The 22,372-nt window shown below is 41.1% G+C and carries 18 protein-coding genes and 2 pseudogenes; 12 read left to right on the top strand and 8 right to left on the bottom strand.

Annotation, left to right across the window (positions count from 1 at the left end; genetic code table 11):
- Positions 1-99 precede the first annotated feature (99 nt).
- The 8 genes from FM037_RS16460 to FM037_RS16425 all read left to right on the top strand — a co-directional run bounded on the left by FM037_RS16460 (position 100) and on the right by FM037_RS16425 (position 10,588).
- Positions 100-3,957, top strand: a complete 3,858-nt coding sequence (locus FM037_RS16460; protein ID WP_144046863.1) for a tape measure protein — start codon at positions 100-102, stop codon at positions 3,955-3,957.
- Complete coding sequence (locus FM037_RS16455) at positions 3,957-4,328, top strand: hypothetical protein (protein WP_144046862.1); 372 nt, start codon at positions 3,957-3,959, stop codon at positions 4,326-4,328. The genes FM037_RS16460 and FM037_RS16455 overlap by 1 nt, the downstream gene beginning before the upstream one ends.
- A gap of 7 nt (positions 4,329-4,335) precedes the next feature.
- On the top strand, positions 4,336-6,750 hold the full coding sequence (locus tag FM037_RS16450; RefSeq protein ID WP_144046861.1) for a hypothetical protein: 2,415 nt from the start codon (positions 4,336-4,338) through the stop codon (positions 6,748-6,750).
- Between the two features lie 42 nt (positions 6,751-6,792).
- On the top strand, positions 6,793-7,782 hold the full coding sequence (locus tag FM037_RS16445; protein ID WP_144046860.1) for a hypothetical protein: 990 nt from the start codon (positions 6,793-6,795) through the stop codon (positions 7,780-7,782).
- Positions 7,775-8,074 (top strand): hypothetical protein, encoded by a 300-nt coding sequence (locus FM037_RS16440; protein WP_144046859.1) that lies wholly within the window; start codon positions 7,775-7,777, stop codon positions 8,072-8,074. Before FM037_RS16445 ends, FM037_RS16440 begins: the two co-directional genes overlap by 8 nt.
- Positions 8,074-9,915: a hypothetical protein gene (locus tag FM037_RS16435; RefSeq protein WP_229380918.1), complete on the top strand. Its 1,842-nt coding sequence runs from the start codon at positions 8,074-8,076 to the stop codon at positions 9,913-9,915. The genes FM037_RS16440 and FM037_RS16435 overlap by 1 nt, the downstream gene beginning before the upstream one ends.
- A 4-nt stretch (positions 9,916-9,919) precedes the next feature.
- Positions 9,920-10,132, top strand: a complete 213-nt coding sequence (locus FM037_RS16430; RefSeq protein ID WP_144046858.1) for a hypothetical protein — start codon at positions 9,920-9,922, stop codon at positions 10,130-10,132.
- 63 nt (positions 10,133-10,195) lie between these two features.
- A complete protein-coding gene (locus tag FM037_RS16425; RefSeq protein WP_229380917.1) occupies positions 10,196-10,588 on the top strand; it encodes a hypothetical protein in 393 nt (130 codons plus the stop codon).
- 302 nt (positions 10,589-10,890) lie between these two features.
- Here the strand turns inward: FM037_RS16425 and FM037_RS16420 are convergent, their stop codons facing one another.
- The 7 genes from FM037_RS16420 to FM037_RS16390 all read right to left on the bottom strand — a co-directional run bounded on the left by FM037_RS16420 (position 10,891) and on the right by FM037_RS16390 (position 17,406).
- On the bottom strand, positions 10,891-11,397 hold the full coding sequence (locus FM037_RS16420; RefSeq protein WP_144046856.1) for a hypothetical protein: 507 nt from the start codon (positions 11,395-11,397) through the stop codon (positions 10,891-10,893).
- Complete coding sequence (locus FM037_RS16415; RefSeq protein ID WP_144046855.1) at positions 11,394-11,987, bottom strand: hypothetical protein; 594 nt, start codon at positions 11,985-11,987, stop codon at positions 11,394-11,396. The genes FM037_RS16420 and FM037_RS16415 overlap by 4 nt, the downstream gene beginning before the upstream one ends.
- On the bottom strand, positions 11,984-12,799 hold the full coding sequence (locus tag FM037_RS16410; protein ID WP_144046854.1) for an AAA family ATPase: 816 nt from the start codon (positions 12,797-12,799) through the stop codon (positions 11,984-11,986). Before FM037_RS16410 ends, FM037_RS16415 begins: the two co-directional genes overlap by 4 nt.
- 8 nt (positions 12,800-12,807) lie before the next feature.
- Positions 12,808-13,659, bottom strand: coding sequence for an AAA family ATPase (locus FM037_RS16405; protein ID WP_144046853.1), 852 nt, complete (start codon positions 13,657-13,659; stop codon positions 12,808-12,810).
- Between the two features lie 422 nt (positions 13,660-14,081).
- A complete protein-coding gene (locus FM037_RS16400; RefSeq protein ID WP_144045111.1) occupies positions 14,082-15,602 on the bottom strand; it encodes an ISNCY family transposase in 1,521 nt (506 codons plus the stop codon).
- A 307-nt stretch (positions 15,603-15,909) separates the two neighbouring features.
- Positions 15,910-16,494: a hypothetical protein gene (locus FM037_RS16395; RefSeq protein WP_144046852.1), complete on the bottom strand. Its 585-nt coding sequence runs from the start codon at positions 16,492-16,494 to the stop codon at positions 15,910-15,912.
- A 147-nt stretch (positions 16,495-16,641) separates the two neighbouring features.
- Positions 16,642-17,406 (bottom strand): hypothetical protein, encoded by a 765-nt coding sequence (locus tag FM037_RS16390; protein ID WP_144046851.1) that lies wholly within the window; start codon positions 17,404-17,406, stop codon positions 16,642-16,644.
- A 143-nt stretch (positions 17,407-17,549) separates the two neighbouring features.
- On the opposite strand from FM037_RS16390, the pseudogene FM037_RS16385 reads away from it, so the two are divergent.
- Positions 17,550-17,999 (top strand): annotated as a pseudogene (locus tag FM037_RS16385) (IS110 family transposase); the annotation flags it as partial.
- Positions 18,000-18,816: 817 nt separating this feature from the next.
- Positions 18,817-18,931 (top strand): annotated as a pseudogene (locus FM037_RS29580) (transposase); the annotation flags it as partial.
- 964 nt (positions 18,932-19,895) lie between these two features.
- On the opposite strand, the gene FM037_RS16375 reads toward FM037_RS29580, so the two are convergent.
- Complete coding sequence (locus FM037_RS16375) at positions 19,896-20,198, bottom strand: hypothetical protein (protein ID WP_144046850.1); 303 nt, start codon at positions 20,196-20,198, stop codon at positions 19,896-19,898.
- Between the two features lie 440 nt (positions 20,199-20,638).
- On the opposite strand from FM037_RS16375, the gene FM037_RS16370 reads away from it, so the two are divergent.
- Together FM037_RS16370 and FM037_RS16365 are read left to right on the top strand one after the other, a co-directional pair.
- Complete coding sequence (locus tag FM037_RS16370) at positions 20,639-21,136, top strand: hypothetical protein (RefSeq protein WP_144046849.1); 498 nt, start codon at positions 20,639-20,641, stop codon at positions 21,134-21,136.
- A gap of 410 nt (positions 21,137-21,546) precedes the next feature.
- Entirely contained in the window at positions 21,547-22,362 is an 816-nt protein-coding gene (locus tag FM037_RS16365; protein WP_144046848.1) for a hypothetical protein, read from the top strand.
- Positions 22,363-22,372: the final 10 nt, after the last annotated feature.

Genomic DNA, 22,372 nt, shown 5'->3' with positions numbered 1-22,372 from the left:
TGTTCTGTGATCCCTTAAGCCATCACCACTATTGATAACTCGAGAGTGGTGATGGCTTTTTCATTTTGTTGAACCTGTTTATCCATTGGAGTGTTATCGATGAGTTTTAAAGATCAAGTCGTCAACCTGATCATCAAAGGTAAAGACCTTTTCTCATCAGAAGCCAATAAGTCTGAAAAGGCATTGGCTGATCTGGCTCAGCAAAGTGAAATTTTAAATGAACGTTTGCATGAGCTTGAAGATCTGCAAGGTGCCGTAGGCGCGATGGATGATCTGACTCGCGCTATCAGTAAAGGTGAAAAAGCCTATACCGATAATAGCCTTGCCCTAGATAAGTTGGTCAAGGAACAAAAACAAGCCATTACCGCTGTTAAGCTGCTTGATGGTGCGCATAAAGAGGCATCAGCCCAAACTGAGAAAACCGAGCAAGAATATCAACAAGCCAAAACACAGCTAGCCCAGTATGAACAGCAGTTAGAAAATACTCGTGCTCAAGTTGATAAGCTTACAGCACAACAACAAAAGGGCAGTCAGGCCAGTAAGGAACAAGCCGCTGCGCTCAATAAAGCCAGCGTTGATCTTAAGCAATTAGAGCAAGCACAATCGACTACAGAAGCCAGCGCCAAAGCTCTGAGTATAGCCCTCGACAAGCAGCGTCATGAACTCGATGCCATTGGTACCAGTGCCGATGAGGCTGGACGTAAGAAAGCCGAGTATACCCTTAAGGTTAAGAACGCAAGATCTGAGCTTAACAAGTTAGCGACCAGCTTAGGTAAGAATAAGACTGAGCTAGAGCAGCAAACCAATAAACTGACTAAAGCCGGTTACTCAATGGATAAGCTGGCCGATGCCAGCAAAGAGTTAAAGCAACAACAAGTTGCAGCAAAGACCGCGATAAGTGGTGTAAATAAACAACTTTCTCGCCATGATAAATTACTTACAGAGTCGAAAAAATCAGCCCGTGATTTTGGTGGTTCTATCGGCTCGGCTACACAAAGTCTACTTGCTATGGCTGGTGCCTATATTGGTATTGATAGATTGTGGGAAAGTTTGAAAGGGATCTTGACTACAGGTGATGATGCCAGGGCTTTTACTGTACAAATGTCTGCCATGATGGGGTCAATTGCACAAGGAGAGCAAGCGACTGCCTGGATAAAAGAGTTTGCCAATAAAACCGGTACACGTCTTGAGAGCGTAAGGACTGCTTTTACTTCTTTGAAAACTTTTGGTATCGACCCCATGAACGGTGCATTGCAATCCATGGTCGATTACAACGCTAGGCTTGGCGGGAGTCAGGAGAAGTTAGAGGGGATTATTCTTGCGGTCGGTCAAGCATGGGCTAAACAAAAACTGCAGGGTGAAGAGATCTTGCAGCTGGTAGAACGGGGTGTACCTGTTTGGGATCTGCTTGAGAAGGTCACTGGTAAAAATACAATTCAGCTTCAAAAATTATCAGCAAGTGGCCAGCTTGGTCGCGAAACCCTTGCCGCCCTTTTTAATGAGATGGGTAAGCAAGCCAACGGTCAAGCATCTAAAAGCCTCGACAGGTTAGCTGGCCAAGTTAATCTGATCTCCAATAAATTTGAAGAGTTCAAACGGATCATTGCTGATTCTGGTGTTTATCAGGTAGCCGTTGATTTCATCAAGGACCTTAATGAACAATTCGACAGATTAAACCAAGATGGAAAAATTAAAGCGGCAGCTGAGGATATTAGTCAGTTTTTCTCATCTATTTTAAGGGATGGTGGCAGCAGCCTAAAGGGGATGCTTGACAACATCACTGCATTTGCAGAAGCACTTAACGTTATTTCAGGTTCATTAAAACTAGTTTGGAATTCAATTAGTGCTGGCATCGTTAGTGTTGCAGCTGTGGCCACTAAAAGTTGGGCCTTGATGACAGAAGGTTTTGCAATATTTGTTGAATCTCTTGGTGGTGAAGAAAGTGCGGCTAAAATTCGTAAAGCCTCTGAGTTACTTAACGCTTTATCTGCCGGTTATTTAAAGCAGTTAGAACAAGACAGTCAAGATATCAAAACTGCTTGGGCACAAGTTACCAACACCGTTGAAAGTGATACTACTGCCGCTTATCAAAAAATAGCTAGCGAAGCAGTAAAGAGCACCACGACTCAGGTGAGTGAGGCCGAAAAGGTTGTTGCTGCAGGTAATAAACAGATTGAAACACTTACTGCACAAGAGCTTGCCGCTAAGCAGGCTTATACTGAGTTGGTTGATGGTGCACAAAAAGGTGGTGAAGCCAGTTATCTGTTCATGGAAGCCCAGAATGATCTCGGTCGAGTCACCCTGGAACTTTCTGTTGCCCAGCAGGGGCAGATTAAAAACCAGCAGCAATTAGAGCTGGCTATTATCAAGGCTACGGCTGCGACTAAGGCAGAATTATTGGTCCAGCAGCAACTCGCACAGCAAACATTAGTTGAGGTGCGCCGAGCATTTATTCAAGGTACAGCTTCAGTTGAGAAATATGGAACTGCACAGAAATCTTTAGAACTTATCACCGCAAAGCTGGCTGCTACTCAGAAAAAACAAACCCAATTACAACAACTGCAGGCCGCTAGTGCAAAAGAACTTGAAGATATCATGGTCAAGGCGGGCATCACGACGGTCAAAACGTTAAGAGATCAAGAACAAGCTGCAAGAATAACCTATCAGGTTATTAAGAAGGGAGCGAAAGAAGGAGCTGTTTCAACTTATGAATTGAATCAGGCTTTTTTGAAATATGCCGAGGCAGCTGTTCAGGCTGCTGCTGCCAGTGATAAGCAAGTTGATGCCTCTGTTCGCCAGCAAGCTGCTGCTTTAGGTTTAACTGGCGACCTTGAACTAGTTATCGCGCAATATCAGCGACTCAATGAAGTTCAAAAAGGCCTTGGGAAACAAACTGGCAATACCAAAGATAAGGTTGAAACGGACTCAAAAGGTATTGGTACCACTATATCTAATACCATGAACACTGTCACCAAAAGTGCAGAGAAAGCTGGGTACGCTTTGGTGTCGATAGCTCAAGCGTTCACTAATCATCTGCAGTCCGTCACTGCAGATATCGCCGAGTTGAGTGAAGGGGCCACGGTTTATTTTAAAAACATACTCTATCACCAGAATAAGTTAGTCGATGATTCATCTGAGCTTGAGAAGGTCAGGGCGGAGTATAGAAGCCTAAGCGTAGAGCTTGGCAACATACAGAATGATTTCGCTGCATTTATTGACTTCACCGGCATTAGATCGTTCGCTATTGAAACCGTGATAGCAAGCAAGAAAACCAAGCTCGCTTATTATGAACAGAGAATGGAATTATTAAGATTAACCGAGGCATTAGATGGAGTAGGCGGCGCCAATGTAGAGTTGGTGCGTAAAGCCGAGATGGCCTCCCGTAGTCTTTCACTGGTTAACGATCAAGATATGAGCTTGCTCACCTCGGCTATCGATAAAGCCAAAGATAAAATGGATGAGTTGCGGGGTAGTGCTAAAGACACTCTTTCATCTCTCAAAGATGAGCTCGATGGTTTAGAGGGCGATAATGCCGCGATTGAGAAGCGTGCGTATGAGCGCCAGCTTGCCGAACTCAATGAGCAGCTAATTAAAGCCAGGCGAACGGGTGATGAAAACCTGATCGCCCAGCTTGAAGAGTCAGAACGGATCCTTAAGCGTATTCATTCAATGAAGATGGCTGAGTTCAAGGCTCAGAAGGAAGCAGACAAGGCCAGTCGCCAGCAGAATGATACCGAGCAGGTTAAACCCACTCCCGCGTCCGTTAAGCCAAGCCCAGCAGCAACAAAATATATCGCCCCGGTACCCACTCCAACCCCTCAACCCTTGCCCTCATCGTTAGACGAAACTGTCTTGGTTTTACAGATAGGTAGTAAGCGGTTTAATACTCAGACATCAAAGAGCATTCTGGCTGAGCTTATGGCTGAAATGACACGCCAACAGCAAGTAGGTGGATAATGACCGAGATAGACATCATTACTCTCTCTGAGCCCTTGTTATGGTTTAACAGGGATAAGCAAAAACGAGTGGCTACCAGTATGATCCGCGCCCTTAATGGGGCTCCTCATATCAATCAAGTGCCAATAGCAGCAGGGCTAAGCATTGTGCTTGGCACCTCAGATACTTGGATAACCCGAACTGAGTTTGAACAGGTTCAACAGCACAGCTTTATCACCCTCACCGAATTTACTTTGGTTATCGATGGCCAAAGCTTTCAAGTGATTTGGGATCATTCCCAAGGCGCCGCAGTGTCAGGTACCGACCTCTTTAAAGAGTTTGGCGGTTATAACGATCTCACTGACGCGACGTTTCGATTCTTAACCGTGTAGGCTCCCTATGAACAGAAATGATTTAAAGCTCTTTAAGCCCGAACGCTTAGGCAATGATGATAATGCGGGGGGACTAAGAACAAGAAACGAAGTGACCAATGGCAAGGTTAATGATCTATTCCTGCCTATCTCTGACATTGATCATGCCCAAAGTGCTATCGACATTGTGAAGTGTTACCCAAGTTTAGATACTCCAGGCACAGAAACTTTACTCGATGCTCATGTATTTTTCTCTGAGCCCCCAAGTGATCCACTAGTGACCATGTTACTCGCTGAGTCTCGCGGTATGACTGATGCCGCTAAATTGTCTGATATGCGTGAAATGCTCGAGAGTGATGTTGTTGCCGGGCAAAAACTCAGGGCGGGAATGTCGGGTTTTCTGCAGTATCAAAATGCCTTTAGTACCGCTAACCTTGCTCGCTGGGATTACTCAGGTAATGAGCCTCAATATGTCAGCCTTAGAGTGGGGGATATTATTGCTATCAGTGTCGAATATGACGGTGCTGAACATGGAAATTGGCCACGCTTAACGCATTATGCTCAAGTGACTCGAGGTGGTGGTAATTCAAGTCATGGCATGATCACCTTTGAGCCAGGTATCCCGTTTGCCACACCCGATAGTGATATAGTTATTAATACTGAATCGCAATGCACTGTGCTGAGAATGATTACCCGCACCTCGCAAGTTAAATATCATGGGGTGAGTAAGTTAACAGAGGTCAGCGCAGGCCAAATATTAAGGGTCGAAGAGACAGTACAAAGTTTGCTACCTACTGTGAGCAGTTCGGTTAGTCATGCAGGCTTATCTCTGAGTACCAACGGTGCAGATCTCGTTAAGAAAACCCTCACCCAAGTAGCAACAAGCGCCCAGACTTATCTCTTTACTGTGAACGATGTATTGCAAAGCGATCTTGCTACCGTTGATTTTACGCCTGAGATTCAATATATCGCTAATGGCCAATTGTATAATGGTGCTGATGCCATCGTTACCGTGGCTAACAATGAGATTAGTGCCACCTTATCGCGTAAACCTGATATCAATACTGCAGTTACGGTTAGCTATATTTCAAGTATTCGTTATGCCGTTTATTATCATGCGGATATATTCCCTGCAGGGAAAGAAATTATCAGAGGAACACTCACTGGTACCGTTAACTGGGCCATAGGTTCTAGCTCAGAGCGACTTTATGAGCTTGAAGATGGTCTTTACGTGCGTAGAGGCGATGGCTCTGAGTATAGAGCTGCTATTTTAAATTATAGCGATGGCACATTTATGCTAGAGCAAGGGTTTAGCTTCCTTAGTTATCATGCGCTGGTCGGCGGCAGTGAGTCAGATACCGGGGTACAATTTTCTATTCCTTACAACGCTATTTTACTCACTAGTTTTTATCTGCAGGTTGAAACAGTTACAGGTTCATTGTTAAGTGCGAGTAGTGATGAAGCCGGGGTCATTACTGGTACCAGTATCAGCGGCTCTATCTCAGGTCGGTTTGTTGCTATCAGCTTTTCTCAAGCGGTTAAGTTATCCACTTTGCGCTATGACATTAGTGAAGTGGTGGACTTATTGCCGCCCCCGGAGATCTACAACCTCAATCCTTTAAGACTGCCGGAAAAAGGACTCGTTGATATCTTTCACCCTTGGGGAACGATATCAATTCAGCATGTGCAGTTTCAGGCGGTAAATTCCCCTGCACCTGGTGGCACAGTTAATATCCGGGCCGATGCTGATTTTGTCGATATTACAGATTCGCTCGGGGCAAGTCTTTGGACGGGTACCGATGATCATTACAGTGTGAATAAGGCCACTGGCGTAATCACATTAAACAGTGATTTTACTGGCTTTACCGCGCCATTCATTCTCAGCGATACATTAAGCGAACGTGCCTTAGTGACATCGGTGGAGTCGGGCCAACTGCAGTTAGCTAAAGCGCTATCGAGAAGTTACCCAATTGGCGCCACAGTATCGAGTGTACAGATACTTGGTGATCAACAGGCACGTATTGAGAACGTGCGAGATTTAGCCGCGTGGAATGATAACTGGGACGTTGACGGGCCAGGGGCCACAGCTTCAATGAATACTATTGATTACCCTATATTGGTGACTAATGACGCCGCCATTAATGAGGATTGGCTGATCCAATTTACCTCTGCTACCGCCTTTAATTTTATTGGTCGCCGAGTCGGTTTTATCGCCTCGGGTGACACCCTCAATAACTTCATCCCGCTAAACCCCTTAGCGGGTAAGGCTTACCTCACTATACCTAAAGAGGCGTTCGGCGGTGGTTGGGTACCAGGTGAAGCAGTGAGGTTTAAGAGCGTTGCTGCAGGCAGCGGCATTATGCCTATACGAGTGGTCGAATCTGGCCATAGCGTTGTCACTAAAGACCAAACCACTCTTGTTTATCGCGGCAACGAAGCCTAACTCGACCCCCAACCACAACCTCAATTAATACAGGACAAAACGATGTCATTACCAGTAACCGTTTATCGCTGGGACGATCCCGGTGCGCCACAATTACCAAATAGCCAAGTTAAGCCATCACATTACATTGATATAATTAAAAAATGCCTCGTTGATGGTTATGGGGCTAAAGCATCTCTTGGGTGGACAATGCCATTTGTGAGCCCTGATGGGTTTAAGGCTGTTTTTAGAAATTCATCGGCAGAGGCTAGCGGTTCTTATGTTCAGATAAAATGCAAGACGGGAGCAGATCCCGTTGGTGGAGTTGTTTATTTACAAACTGCACCGCTACTGACTGAATATGACCCAGATTGGACAACGATAAATTGTGCCAGTAAACGATTTGCTTTTGGTGGTAATAGCCGCATAACTAAATGGTGCTTAATAGGCACTAGTGCGGGTTTTTATCTGTTTGCGATTTATGATAGTAAGCTAACAATGAAAATGGGGACATCTGCCCACGTTGCATTTTTTTGCGGCGATATAGATTCGTTTGTGCCTAATGATTTAAATCGTTTTACACTACTATCTTATGCTGCTCACGCCGATCAAATATCGGCCTCTTGGTCTTTGAGTTTAGCGTATCTAAGTCCAGTCAGTGTTATAGGATTTATGCACGAGAGCAATGGTACTAATCATGGCAAGATTATGGAGTTATTAAGTCAATTTATCACATCTCCAACAACGACAACAAACGGTGTTCCCTCAGAATTTAGAGTGTATAGCAGACCATTAATTTCTATAGATGGTTATACAGTTACAGGTACAACAGGGATCAATGCTGATTCGGAAGGGACTCGAATTGGTGACAGTTCTCTACACCCCGCTTATCGAGGTCATGTACCTGGATTAATACAAACTCAAGCCCCAAGGTATTCAGATCAATTATGGCCTCAAACCTCAATGATTGGAGAGCAAGAGCATTGGTTAATACATTCTGGTCATAATGGCGGCTGTAATTTTTGGGTCAATATGGAGTCTTGGTATGATTAACAAATTAAATCAGGTTCTTGTCGATACCAGCAATAACTTTAAGCAAGCATTATTTGAACTGGATGCAGATTTGAATGCAGAAAGGTTTATGATAATTAATCGAAATACGGCTAAAACAATTTTTCATCATCTTGTTCCTCCAAGCGGCATAGTAAAATTAGTTCTCAATCAAAAATATGCTCAGAAGCATGACATTCTCGTCGTTATTCTCGATGATAATGGCCAGTACAATGCTGTTTGTATGGATGGCGTTAAGCTGCAAGAGATAGATCCTTTCACGGTAATTATTTAATGAAACTTAGTTTCATCACTAAACAAAACGGTGAAGTAGTCAGCCCAATATCATTGCGCTTCGATTCGGGTATTGATTTAAAACTCAGGTTCGACACCCCTTGGCCTAATGCAACTAGCCCGATAAAGTTGAGCTTTACGGGAGGGATAGATCCAGAGCCGCCGATAGTGAATAGCATCACCAGGCAATTTTCGGCTGTGTGGGTGAGTCCTCTTGTCACTGAGTCTCACCAGAGGCTGAGCAATAAGAGCACTCAGCTTGAGGCGAGCAAGGGGCTTAACTGGCTGTCAGAGCGAGCCAAGCAACACTGTTTTAGTTTTGCTTGGGATATTCCGCCTGTTCACATGATAGCCGTTGCCAGTGTCTGGTCTGGTACCTTAGCCCACCTTAAACGCTTTTCAACAACCTGGGGCGGCATTAAAATACAAGAACGGGTGACAGCTATAGCTTACAGCCAAGGCTTAGTCTATGTGGTTCGTCAGGCCTTTTCTTGGTTAGATTTTGCGGCCTTGTCTTCTCAATTTATCCCGGTATGGGAAACACTCGATAAGCCACAGGCTCAACATGAGCTGAGTTTTAATACCTCAGCTGTAATTGATGTTTCTCATTATTTAACATGGGGGCCGCATAAGTCATCGTGGCAATGTAGCGATGACTATAGACTTCCCGTTGGAAAAGTAAGCATGCGCTTTTCTAAACCTTGGACTGACTCATCATCTCCAATCGCTTTGTGCTTTGTTAAATCCCCTATGGTGTGTGAGTACGATGATGGCGGTGGCCTTATCAATGCAAACCCAAGTTTACCCCCGATAGATTTTGAAGTTCCCATAGAGCCACAACTCAGGAGAGCCTATATCATGCAACCAACTATCGATTGCATAAGAGTGAGTGACAGCAAGCGAATAGTGATCAATAGCGTGAGCCTAAACCATAGCCGTGGCCAGTTCTCACAATCAGTCAGTATTGGCTTTAGCAGCCGTATCGATGCCGAAAATGCAGAAAACCAGCTATTGAAGTTAAGCCTAAATGGCTATGACTTTTATTTTATTTGTGAAGAAAAGGCTGAGAGCAAGTTGTTTGGCTCTCATACTTTTACTGCCAATGGTCGCAGTCGCAGCGCGGAACTAGCCACGCCCTATGAGCTACCCGTTAGCTATACCAATGGAACAGGTCGATCTTTTGCTGGGATACTGAGCGACTTGATCCAGTTTTCACCTTGGTCAGTTAGCCTGGCGGGTCTTGCTGATTTCACTGTACCGGCAGGGGCATACTCTACATCGGGAGCATCTCCGCTAGAGGCGATAAATGATGCCGCCGAGCAAGTAGGTTGTATGGTGCTGAGTGATGATGACACTCAGACTTTAACAGTCGTTCCACGTTGGCCCACAGTGCCTTGGCTTATGTCGGGCGCCAATCCTGATATCACAGTACATGAAGCGGTGATCCTTTCTCATTCAATGAGAGAAACGCGCCAGGTACTTTGTAATAGTGTGTGGATCCGGGGCGAACAACAAGGGGTGAGCTGTCAGGTTAAGCGAGCGGGTACCTTAGGTAATGTTAATGCCTCAGATATCAGTGCCCAGCTAATTGTCGATAATCAAGCCGCCAGAATAGCGGGAACCGTGGCCCTTGCCGACACAGGAAAAAAGCGGATCCATAATATCGCCTTACCTATCATGGCTGACATTCCGCCGTTAACTGTGGGAATGTTGGTTGGTGTTCGTGATGGCGCCACGTTATTTAAGAGTGTTTGTGATAGCGTCAATATTAGCGTCAACGTGTCAGAACAGGGGGAGGTATCAATTGAGCAAGCTATCACAGTCATAGAGTCTTTGGAGTGATCATATGTTTAAGCAATTGAAGAAGACCTTCAATAACCCAAGGCAGATCATGAAGGTGACTAAAGTGAATATCGATGGCACCTTAACTGTTAGCAGCGCCAGTGGCGGCAGTATTAACGCAATAGGCACTGGCACCATAGATACTTGGGTTTACGTGCAAGAGGGGCGTATCTTAGGTGTGGCCGCAGACTTGCCTCACTCATCTATAGAGGTGTAGGATTGAGGCTCAAGGAGGAAGTTTATGAGATACCTATTATTTTTTTCTTTACTGGTACCTGAGATGGCTATTAGTGAAGTCTACAAATGCTCTGAAGGTGTTTATCAGGCAGATCCGTGTGATGATGGAACCGAAGCACTTGATTTAAGTCATGTCGGCAGCGTAGTTGAAAATAACCATAAATTAGATAAACAAAATATCCAAACCTATATTAATAATCAACAAGTTGAACGCGAGATTTATTCTCTAGAACTCCAGCGAAAAAAAGCAATAGAGAAACGTGATCGCCGACTAAATGAGCTTAAAAACAGCCGCCGTAGAGCTATGAACAATTTAGCCGGTGCGACCTGGCAACAAAGCTTAGCGCAAGAGATGAATGCCGTCACTCAGCAAGCTGATACTCAGGTTTCTATGATTGACAGGCAGATAGCCCAGCTTAGAACTGAATTTAAGTAAATAGCATGGGGCTCTGTTATCGATACAGTGATTAGAGGTATTTGTTCATTCAGGTTAGCTAGAATGTAGACAGAAATGAGTTTAACTTAAAGTTAAACTCATTTCTGTCTAGGAATAATATAAAAATATATAGGCCAGATGTAAGGTTGACCCAATTATCCTTTGTTGAAGGATAATTGCTGTCGATATCTATAAATCAGAACTCGCATTGATAACAATATGGTTTTGATTGATTTTTTAAGCTAGTGAGTAATTGTTTAATCTAGCTTAATAAGTTAATTGATTTGTATTTAGTCTTTTATTTAGCTGGACTTCCTTAAAGGTGAAACTATATAAGGGATAATTGATTCACACAAAAATACCCATTCAGGCTTTAAGTAATCGTCAACATCGTTAAAGTCAAGCTTGTTTTCCTTTAGATGTTTTACGGTACACTTCAATAAATCAGTACCTAAACCATCAATTAGTGAGCAGCAGCAAGTCTTAACGCTTGTACAACCTGTTTTCTGATTACATACTTTTACTAACCCTGCTTTTTTAAAAGCATCCCCCCAAAATAAATTAGTATCTGGACAGGTAGTTTTTATAAGCTGACGTCGTACTCCTTTTTTAAAGTCAATAAATTTTGTTGGGCTGGAATCAATATTTTTATCATCAATTAGCATTTTTATTTTATCAATATTATTTTTTAATACTTTATTTTTTTTAGCAAAATGGTCAAGAACTTTAGTTGGTATAATATTTTCAGCTTCTCTAGATTTGGTTGTGATGTAACGAGCATAGGGCTCGTTTGGTATAATATCAATCACCCCTGTGCTGTAGTACCGTATGTACTCCAAGGAGTTTTGAAGTCACTGTCTAAGATACATAATGACACGCCATTATTTGATTGATAATGTTTTTTTACAACCTCCTTAGTCGTATCACCTCCGCCATTGATTTCATTGTAAGAGTAACCAATGACTATATTTTTATGTTTTAAATAGGACATTGAAACCCTAGTATAAAAATCAATATCGGTTAAGTTTTCAGCTATCAGAGACGCTCTATCATCTAATTTATAGAAAAGTAAGTCTTTTAATGGTATTTGAAGTATTTCTACATTATTTTCATATTGAGTAGAGATTTTCTGGTTAGAGCTAACAATCCTGACTCTAAAACTGAAAGACTTTAATAAGTTATTCCATCTGACTTGGTCTGTATATATTTTTCTATATGTAGCTATAGACATTTTCCCTAAGTCTTTTATTGAAATAATAGAAGTTAATATTTTTTTACTCGCTATAATAAAATTATAACCTCTAGAACGTGATAGGGCCAAACCAACAAGAGCATTATTTTCATCATCTGTTAGATGGTTTAAACCAGCAGTTATCGAATCATGAATTTCTATGATCATAAGTCAAACTCCGGCTCAAAAAATCCCCATGGCCAATCTTTTAAGTTACCTTCGGAGTCATAACTAGAAAAAGTTACGTCAGTTGGATTGTTTGCACTTGTTTTGTCAAAAATCACGATAGACACATCTTTTTTATCTATAGTGCTTAATGCTTTAGCTTGACGTTTTAATTTGTCGTAATTATCAACCTCATTATCAACCTCATTATCAACCTCATTATCAACCTCATTATCACTATTTGGTTCTTGTCTAATTCTATGACCTATTTGATTGATAATGGTTTCGCTGTGGGTTTCTATAATTATTTTTAAGTTTATATCTTGCGTTTCAGATTTCAAGTAATTGATCATTTTTATAAAAACATCAACCATTTTTGCTTGAAATCTAGGATGTAAATGTAATTCTGGTTGCTCAATAACTAAGTACTTAGTGTTATGATAATATTTTCTAGAACTAGGCCTTGAACTTATTCTGTTAATACTTGTGAACCACAATTGAGTAATAATTGGCAATATTTGAGAAAAACCAAAACCCATATCCGTTATGTTATATGATTGCTCTGAGTTTTTGTACGTTATTCTTAGAGAAAGGTGACCTCCAGTAGAGATTGAATCTATTGAAAAACCAAAATGTGTTGATAGCCAATTTTTATATTCTTCCTTCTTAGATTCACCAAGGTTATAAATGAACATGGCTAAGTTTTTTCCTTGAAAATCTACTTCGTCAACATTTAAGTCCTGATTACGGTAATATCTTTCAGCGGTTGCTCTCAAAGGTGCCACGTAGTTTAAGTTGCTAAATTCATTGGACATATAAACATTTAGTATAACAAAAACCAAGGGGCTCTTGATGCATATATCGCTGCATGAATTCGCTCAATATTATTTAAGTTCTTATGTAATCCGGATGTCTTTTTTTTCCAAGTATTTGTTGGGGAAATTTCTGAAAACGTTTCAATAAAATCACTTAATGGCATTGTTTGTTGCTTTAATATTTTTTGTGACAGGTTTGTTAGGTTGCTTTTTCCATGCGCATATTCTGAGATACAATTATTTATTAGCTCTATAATACTATCGTTTTGATAATCACTTTTTCCAGTATAACTAGAACGTTCATTTGAAAATTTTATATGAGGGAACAATGATAACTTATTTTTTTCTGGCATAATTGTTACGGAGCCAAAGCTATCGGTTAAATTAACACCATTACTAATAACACTAATTATCTTGTGGCCTTTTCCATAAGACACTTCAATTTCATTTTTATTATGCCTGATTTTTACTGCTCGTACTCGAGTTTGGCCATTCTTACCATCATTTACTACGGTAAGAGTTGCTTCTATATCACCTGTAAATATTCCAGCTTTCGAGGCGAAACTTTTAGGTGTTACTTTTAAAATAGACTTAGATTTAACTTTGAAAGTGAAGCTAATGGACTTGTCATCTGAAAAGTTTGAAACTGCATCATCAAAAGAGCCAAAGTCAACGTACGATCCGTACCAAAGCAATGGTCCTCTTGTATAGGACTCCGTACTTTGCCTTAGAAGAGGGAAAGTTCTTAAAAAAGTACTTTTACCTGAGCTGTTTTCACCAAGGAGCAAAGTTAAGGGTTTAATATCAACAAAACCGCTATTTTTTAGACTTTTTAAGCCTTCAATTTTTATGCTTTCCATTACGCCACGTTATTCATAGATAGGTTTTACATATAGTATTGCTGTAACAGCATACGGATCAAGAACTAACGTGTAATAATTAGACCTGTGTTAGTAATATGCTCTACAAACATGATTATTTATAAAGAATTTAGCAAGGGAGTCTGGTTTTTATGACTGCTTGGGCGTTATTTTTTAAACGTAACTAACGATAAAATTATGTCAATGCAGTCGATTAATCTGCTGGTAATGCGCCATTCCTGTGCAGAGGCTTCTGTGAGCGTGATTTTGGTTTTGATAAAATAGAAAAAAGAGAACAAAGGGGTCGTAGCTAATTAACGTTTAGAGCGATCGCTGTGATTACCGAGGGAGACTGACGGATTAATTACCGTGGGACTTTGTCGTTTTACACTATCGATATTAGTCCATTAATATCACTTTCACTAAGGTGTTTTTTCTAATGCCTCTGCACGCTCGATCCGTAACACCTTAGTATTCAGTTTTTCTCTTACCCAGATGTTTCTGATTGTAGAGTGACTGATTGATATATTGTACCTTTTCATCATTTCACCGCTGATATGGATTTGGGTCAGGTGGGGTTTTTCTAACGTTAAGGTGATGATTTTATCCTCAGTATCTTGGTCTATACGATTGGTATGACGAGGGATGCCATACATCCTTTTGAGCGCCAGAGGTCCCTGAGTTTCAAGCAGCCGTCGATTATTGTAGATACTTTCCCTAGAGCAACCACTGATCCGAGCCGCTTCAGATAAGTTACCTAGCGCTTCTGCAAGTTTGATGGCATCGAGTTTTCTCTGCACTTCCTCTCCATATTCCGTGAGCTTGCTCGGCTCCTTGATTTCAGAGATGGCGAGCTTACGATCGGCAAAATAAGCGGCGAAGTCGCCATCTAACTGCTTTCGTATTTCAACTTTCTGGTTCACGATTGAATGCCTTAAGGGGGAGTCTATCGTGTACATGGTGTTGCTGAAACTGAAGGTATGATCGCGCCGGATTTTTCTATATTCCTTTTGGATGCAGATCGCATCAAGGTCGATATACTTAGGAACGGGTTTGAATTCTGAGCGGATATTCTTTGCGTTGACGGTAAGTTTCGGCAACCAGTAATCTGGAATGAAAACGTTTTGAAGGTAATCATTGGCACTGTCCATATCCGCTATTTCTGCCAGACGAAGCTCAGGAACCAAGCGGTCTTGGAAGGTATCGAACGCTCGTTCAACCCGCCCTTTACCTTGAGGAGAGTTAGCAAAAATAATCTCTATCCCAAGCTCCTTACAGGCCCTTTGCATTTGTGAGAAGTTACAACGCTTCGGTCCACCAAAGATGCCCGCTCTATCGACGTAAAGCGTCTTAAACAGCCCTCGCTTCTTGATATAGGCTTTCATGACCTTCATACAACCAACGGTGGTCTCGGACGGGAAGAACTCGGCATGAATATCGCTGGTCGCATCGTCGATAATGGTGATTAAGCAAGACTTATTATCACCGAACCACAGGTGTGGACTGCCATCCATTTGCAGCATTAATCCCGCAGACTCCATCCGCTCACGCCTTCTTCTCACTTTTGAACGGCGATGCTTCGCTCGTTTCACATGGTGAATATCATGAGCCCAAGAGCGAAGAGTCTCACGCTTAACTTGAATACTTTCCACCACCTCTAACATGTCAGCCAAATGCTGTAGGTTGAAGTCGTAGTATTTTTCTTTAATGAGTGACTGAACTTGTCTTTTCAATGTGCCAGGGATCTTGTTGGCAGGGGCTCTCCCCGTATTGCCATGGACAACAAAACGAATGCCATCTTTTTTGTATCGACTGAGATAGCGTTCAATGGTTCGACGGGACTTATTGAGCAGTTTTGAGGCGTTAAGAATGCTGATTTTGCCTTGAGCAACCTTAGCAATCACATCAACAGTAAGTTGGGATTGAGAATCCATAATGATCATCCTTAGTAACCTCTGAAAAGCTCACAGTGGCAATCAGAGAACTACTAAAAGTTAGATCCGTCAATTTCCCTTGGTAATTATTAAAAACGACAAAGTCGCTTGGTAGTTAAGGTACGACAAAGTCCCTTGGTGATCACACGTTTAGAGCGATCGCTCTAAGACGTACCTGGACAAAAGCATGCTAGATTATTTGCTCTAATGCGGGTGACTCAGATGAGAAAAAGTATCTTGGTTTTATTCGAAATCCCTAATTAGTTCCGACCCCTTTATCCGGCTCCAACCCCTTTATGCCAAGTTAATTGATTTGCTATGTGTTTTCTAACTCTATAACGACCCATGGGAACGGTTCTTCATATTGCATAGCAAGCAATTCATCCATAATTTGGCTGTATTGGAGTGTTTGCCATTGCTGTTCCGCGTCATGTTCTTCTATTAATCTTTGTGCCCAAGAATCATCGGGAACAATTATTTGCGTATTTCCCGGGTGAAAATGATAACCATCTGTTTTTACCCTCCATTCACGCTCCCATGTGAAATCTACTGCTGGAGGTTCGTAACACATATGCCTCCAGCTATTGCCAAAAGATAAGTGATGAAACTCGGCTTCTGACTGATAAATTACAGGGCGTCCACCTTGACCATAAATGTGTTCTTTCGTAGTAATAATGCCGAACGGTGAATATGGAGAATAGAAGAAAGGATTTAACAAGCCGCTTTTCAGGCTTGAAATAGGTGCCTCTGAGAAACATACACAATTCGAGCCATCCCTAATCTTTGCATTGGAGCCATAAACAACAGATTGGTCAATAATACTTCTTAAATTTTGATATGCGGCTTCGATATCTTCACCTTTCGTGAAGTGAATTAGAAAATCTGACATGTCTTCTCTCATCGATATTCCTTTTCACACATAGCGCCCTGTTAACAGGCAATAATATAGTTGGCTAGAATAAGCGACGAAGGAGCAAAAGCTAACTGCATTTGTTCCTTATTAAACAGATTGTAATATACAGAATAGCAGCTATAATTCGATATTTTATTATTTGTGTGCCTCATATTCATTTAAATGCTTTTCCAAGTTACTTATCTGAAAAGATTCCGAAGTTTCTACTTGGCATACGACCGTTTGTTCGTGCCCGAGAAACACTGGGTGGTCATATGGAATTGGATTCATAACGACAGCTAGCTTAGGATCACTTATGTATAAGTGAGCGATTAAACCATCCATGTAAAATCTATAAATTTCTTTTTCATCCGGGCCAATTTTCTGTTTTAAAGGAATAAAGTTGTGAGCGGGCCCTTTACTTGATAATTGAACAAGAGCCACAGGAAAGAAACTTAAATCATCTTCCTCTTCACCGACAATAATTTTTCTTAATCTCTCCAGCTTACTAGGCTGCAATTCAATATCGTAGAATTCAGGTAAGGATGAAACTGCTGCTCTCCATAACAGGCTCAGAAAGTACTTTCTAATTTTAGCTGGGTTACGGAACTCAACTACGGTTAATTCATGTATAGAAGGGCTAGCCCTTTTTCTAAGTTTTGGGCTTGACCAGAGTAATCCTAAAGATCTCAATTCTTCTATTGCATGATCATCAAGATCTGATAAGTAATCCTCACCTTCTCGTATGACAATAGTTTTGTCGTACCAGCTATCAGCTCTTTTTATATAGCGTTTTTTACTGGAGCGAGAATCAGGTTGGACAAATTTATTCCCCGGCTTTGAAGGTCTAGTCAGAGCTTTAGGAATAATATGTGACTTTACGTACTTTCCACTCTTATTCGTGAGTTTACAAATTCCCATCAATGCTCCCTCATAGGTATATAGACATAATGACTCCCCACGAGGTGCTAGCCTCCAAGTTCGTGGGTTAGTTCAAAATAATTAAATTGTGCACCAGAGCCATACTGTATTTGTGACCATACAATATTACAAAGGAGGCTAGCATGAGGAAATATAGCATAATTTTCATATATTTAGACACTCATAAAGAATTTATTGAAGTGGCCTATGCCAAAATAGTCCAGTACACTTAGGACGAGTTCCCAGTACTAAGGTTCAACTGCGTAAACTTGCCAGAAAGTTCGAGTCTAAATATCCTCAGGCAACACTACATTTTGTCTATGAAGCGGGAACTTGCGGCTACTGGGTGTATCGATTTTTAACGAGCTTAGGCCACTGCTGTTATGTCGTAGCACCATCACTTATTCCCAAGAAACCTGGCGAGCGGGTAAAAACGGATAAGCGAGACGCACTGAAACTGGCACAGCTCTTAAAGAATGGCGATATCAGCCCTATTTATGTACCTGAGCCTGAAGATGAAGCTGTACGAGACCGCAATGAAAGATCTTAAAGATGCAAAGAACCAGCTTAAAGCGATGCTTCTTAGGAACAACAAAGGGGTCGGAGCGAATAAGGTAAAAACTGGGTGAGGTTTCACTTAGTGAAACTCTTCGAACGAGAGGCTGAAGTCATAGGGTCACGTCTTGATTCTTGCCTGATTCATTAATTCAGGTATGGCAAATTTTGATAAGCCATATCTGAAGGGTTACTGATCTAACTCGTTTTGGGGCAATGGTAAGTTAGAGCAAAAAAATCAGATAAGATTCTATTCTCCTCGGAAAGATTACTGGTACGTCTAAACTAGCAAAGAGCAAAGAATAAATTAGTTTTATTTATGTTATTCAAGCTATTAGTTTAATTTGTTAAACTAATGCCCCGTTTGGAATGTTTCTATCAACTGTGTTTGTCAGCCTGCTTTCAGTTAAAATATCAACTACTTAAGAGCTAAAAATTAAGGGGAATTACAAAAGTGCATCATAAAGTGCATCACAATGATTATTGTTTGTTAATATCTATTATAAATCAGCGTGTTAATTAGGTAGGAGTATAATCGTGCCAGAAGATGGTGTGGTTTGAACTGTGAGGCATAGGTGATTATTTTTAGGAAATGGTTGTCAATAATCATAGCATTCTATTATATCCCTTGTCGTTAGCCTGATTGAGTACGCTGGGCCGTTAGTGGTATAAATCAGTAAGTATTGTGACATTACAAATAATAAGCCAGCCAGTGAGCCTAGATAAAGCGGTAGAAGATTGGAGGTGCAAGTCCTCTGTTTAGACCTGCATGGCGTATGTGAACCACTCTTCATGAATAGATATTCCCATTCGTGCCAAGGTGGCAGATACAGCAGGATCCTCAGAGTTCAATTGCTGTTTAAAGGCCCTGTAGAAACGCTCCAGGAGTTAGATGCTTACTGTCAGCATCTAGAGCGTAAACGTAGGCAAGGGGGCTGCGAATTGCCATAAATGGATAGATAGTGCCTAGCAGAGAACCATTTTCCCAATAGAGTACAGATCTCAAGATAAAACAGTTAACCGAACTTACGTTCGGAATTTTTGATGGTTTAATTTTAGAGATAAGTCGACATTTTAGATTTTAATAATCAAGTTACTCTCATTTATGCTTATTTAGCAGGAAAAATGTTGAGTCCTGAAATATGTGGTGCTCTTCTACTTTGAACAAGGGCGGGGGAATTAGCGGGTTGGAGTCACTGAAAACTAAATCGGAATCTAACTTCCCATACTGGAATGATTGATTGGTGACGAGTAACTCCCCTAAAGCTCAGTTGACGAAAATTAAATCTAGGTAGTTAGACGGTAAGAAATTAAGGCAAAAAAAAACCGCTAAGATAGGGTAGCAACTTAGCGGTCAAAAGATAGCAATGTTTGATAATGAGTAACGCAAAAAAGCAAGTGGAATGCCTTTCCTTCGCCACTAGAATGAGGGATAGAGTAATACTGAGCAACTCTCCCTATGGTCAGTTGACATAAAGATGAAATCATCAACCATAAGCGTGGTAAATTCAGCTTCAAGTGTACAGTTATTTCTTTGATATAAATCATAATAATTTAAATTAAATGCAAATTTTTTAGATGCTGGTTCAGGGCTGTTAAAGCTGTAATGTGGTCCTTTGAAACTCCTGTTTTTCTGAAGAAACAAGTAAAAAATCACTCTTGATAATTAGCCTATTCCAGCACTGTGACACTTGAACCTATAATGGAGCTCTATACCTTGAAATGATAAAGTTCAGTCTAGCTTTTAATTTAATTATTAAGTGTTTTTTTGAATAAGCTTCCCATCATTGGTATGCTCAATTGAGTTGTATTTAATTAAGTCATGCTGCTTTTAAAGTGATGAAGGTTAATTAGCATTTGGTAAAGCTAGAGTTTTTTTAAATGATAATTTAATGTGTCGCCACTAACGGAGTAGTAACGACTAAGTTATGACGTTAAAGTGGTCTTATTGAAATCATTAGCTCGGTATTAAAGAACTCACCGTCACTTTCTACCCAGTTTCCATTAATGCTATCTATAAATAAATTAAATTTATCGCCGCTAGAAGTTCTTATGTCGTAGTATTGACCTTCGCTCATTGGTAGATATTTGTTTTTTCTCATAAGCAGTTCACTTTGGATTACTTCATTGTTTTCAAATTGTTTAGTGGTTTCTACTGGGTTTGCTACCGCTATGCCGACGAGCGGAAATAATATACTTGCATATAGAAATATTAATAAAGTTTTACTGATTTTCATTTTTCTTCCTTTTCAACTTTATGACCATGATGAATAATTAACCTTCGCGGTTAGGATGAATAATGAGTCGATAATGAACAACTCACCTAAAAGGCAGTTGACGAAGATAGATGATATCTGGTTAACCTATCTATTTAAGAGGTAACAAGTATCCCTCATGCCCTGCTATTATACCCCTTGTCGTTAGCCTAATTAATAACCCTGAACCATTGATGCTATTTAGTATTCTGCTGTTTAAATAGGCATTGAAATACTTCTTGCCATCCTTAGATGTTGCTCACCTAACACATTGATGTTATTAGAGTGTTGTTGCAAGCTGTCCCTACGGTCAGCAGCGATACTACTGCCTTTTATGTTTTAATTCTGTTCTGCACTGTTGCCGTTGAATTAATGGTGGCGTGTGTCCTTGAAAATAAGTTTTTTATATAATTGGTGATAAAATGATTAACAGCAAAATAGCTAAGGTGATAGCTTCTGTCCTTATTCTCTCCTCAGCTTATGCTTATGCAGAACAGACAGAAAATTTAAAGTTTGATGAAGATGCAGCCATGGCTGAAACAGCTGAAATGGCTCAGGATGATCCGGTAAATTATTCTGGTGACGGTGGATATGCACAAGTAAAGGTATTCAATTCAACAGATCAAAATATAGAGGGAGTAGCTAAGTACAAATGGTGCGGTCAATCGACTTTCAAACTTTCTGCCAATCAAGCTTTTAGAGATGTAGGGCGTAATTTATGCCTAATTAGCTCAATCGAAATAACATTCCCTGACAATCCTGATGCAACAGTTTTTAATTATCATAGTTCGGGAACGAGCTTTGCTGAATTTGTACTGTTTAAAAAAGGGGAGTTAGGACAGCATTATACAGTAACAAGAAACACCAGTACCGATGACCCTTACAATATGCCAAATAATGAGTACGTAGGGCGAAATTAAGTACTCATATAATTAATCACTCACTTTGATAGTATATCCAAAAGCCTCATGTTGGGGCTGAGTTATTGAGTTATTGAGTTATTGAGTTATTGAGTTATTGAGTTATGATCGGTAATGAACGGCTTGCCTAGAAATATGTGAGCCGTTTTGCTTTGTCGTAAAGTGTATTATTTATGAAGCGGTAGGCACTGTACTATTAGTGAACGTCTTAAAAGCTTGTCATTGTGGAGGCCATAAAATTACAATAAGCTCAGATCACAGAGTCACCCATCTATTTTTGATAGTGTCGGGCCGATGCTAATAATTAAATTGTCATATTCGTTTATCCTGTTTGTTTTTAGTCTCTTACCCCTCTGGTGCTGTAAAAGGAAGCAAGGTACACTGCCTCCTTAACCTGAGGTGAATTTGTCATGTTTGAACCCTTGCTAACCCAGCCTGAAATCCTTACTTTTGATCATGGCTCGACTCTCAATATATATCTTAATGAAACTGTCAGTGATTTTGGTTTGCTACAGGCCATGAGTGGTCATGTCGGTGAGTTTATTTTAGTCGAAGTCGGTCCGACATCATTATCTGTGTTATTTAGGTTGCATCCATTTTTATCGCTTAAGTGCGGATCACAGCTGACGCAAACAAAACCTGACACCAGTATCCTCTCAAGAGGGGTAGGGCAAGGTTGGCGGTTATTTTCTGGATTAGGCGTTTCTCCCACCTTATGTGGACAACAGCTGAGGTCTGGACTGGCGATTAATATAGACTTCAAAGCCAATGAAAATGTCGAATTTAGTATAGCCGATTCTACTAAGTGGCAATTAGTGGCGCTCGAAGAAGACTTGCGCCTGTTTCATGGGCCCAGAGAGTTAGTGCAGGCGAGGGCTTTGGTGTCGAGAGAGGTGCTTCATGGTTTCACTACCGAGCAAATTTTACTCGAGCTTTCTGAGCTGGAAAATGTCAGAAGCGATCTTTCCAGGTTTGGCTGTAGCGAACTCGTGCTAAGACACCCGGATGTCAGTGTGGAAGTATTGAAGCTTGATGCGCAGCTGTCCCGCAAGAAGCAGTGGCTATCACGGAGTTTCAATCAATCTGTGGAACGGCCAAATTGGCAAGCGGCTTCGCATCATAAATTAACTAATGATGTTCAGGCTCGAAAATTAGAGTATTATCGCCTGCTTTCGACCCCTGCCGTCAATGACATGATACAAGAACTCATTTTGGATGAAGAATAACCCTAGGACC

Origin of the sequence: Shewanella psychropiezotolerans (assembly GCF_007197555.1) — a bacterium.
Lineage (GTDB): Bacteria > Pseudomonadota > Gammaproteobacteria > Enterobacterales > Shewanellaceae > Shewanella > Shewanella psychropiezotolerans.
The sequence above is the reverse complement of the archived record's forward strand: the minus strand, read 5'-3'. Positions and strand labels throughout refer to the sequence as shown.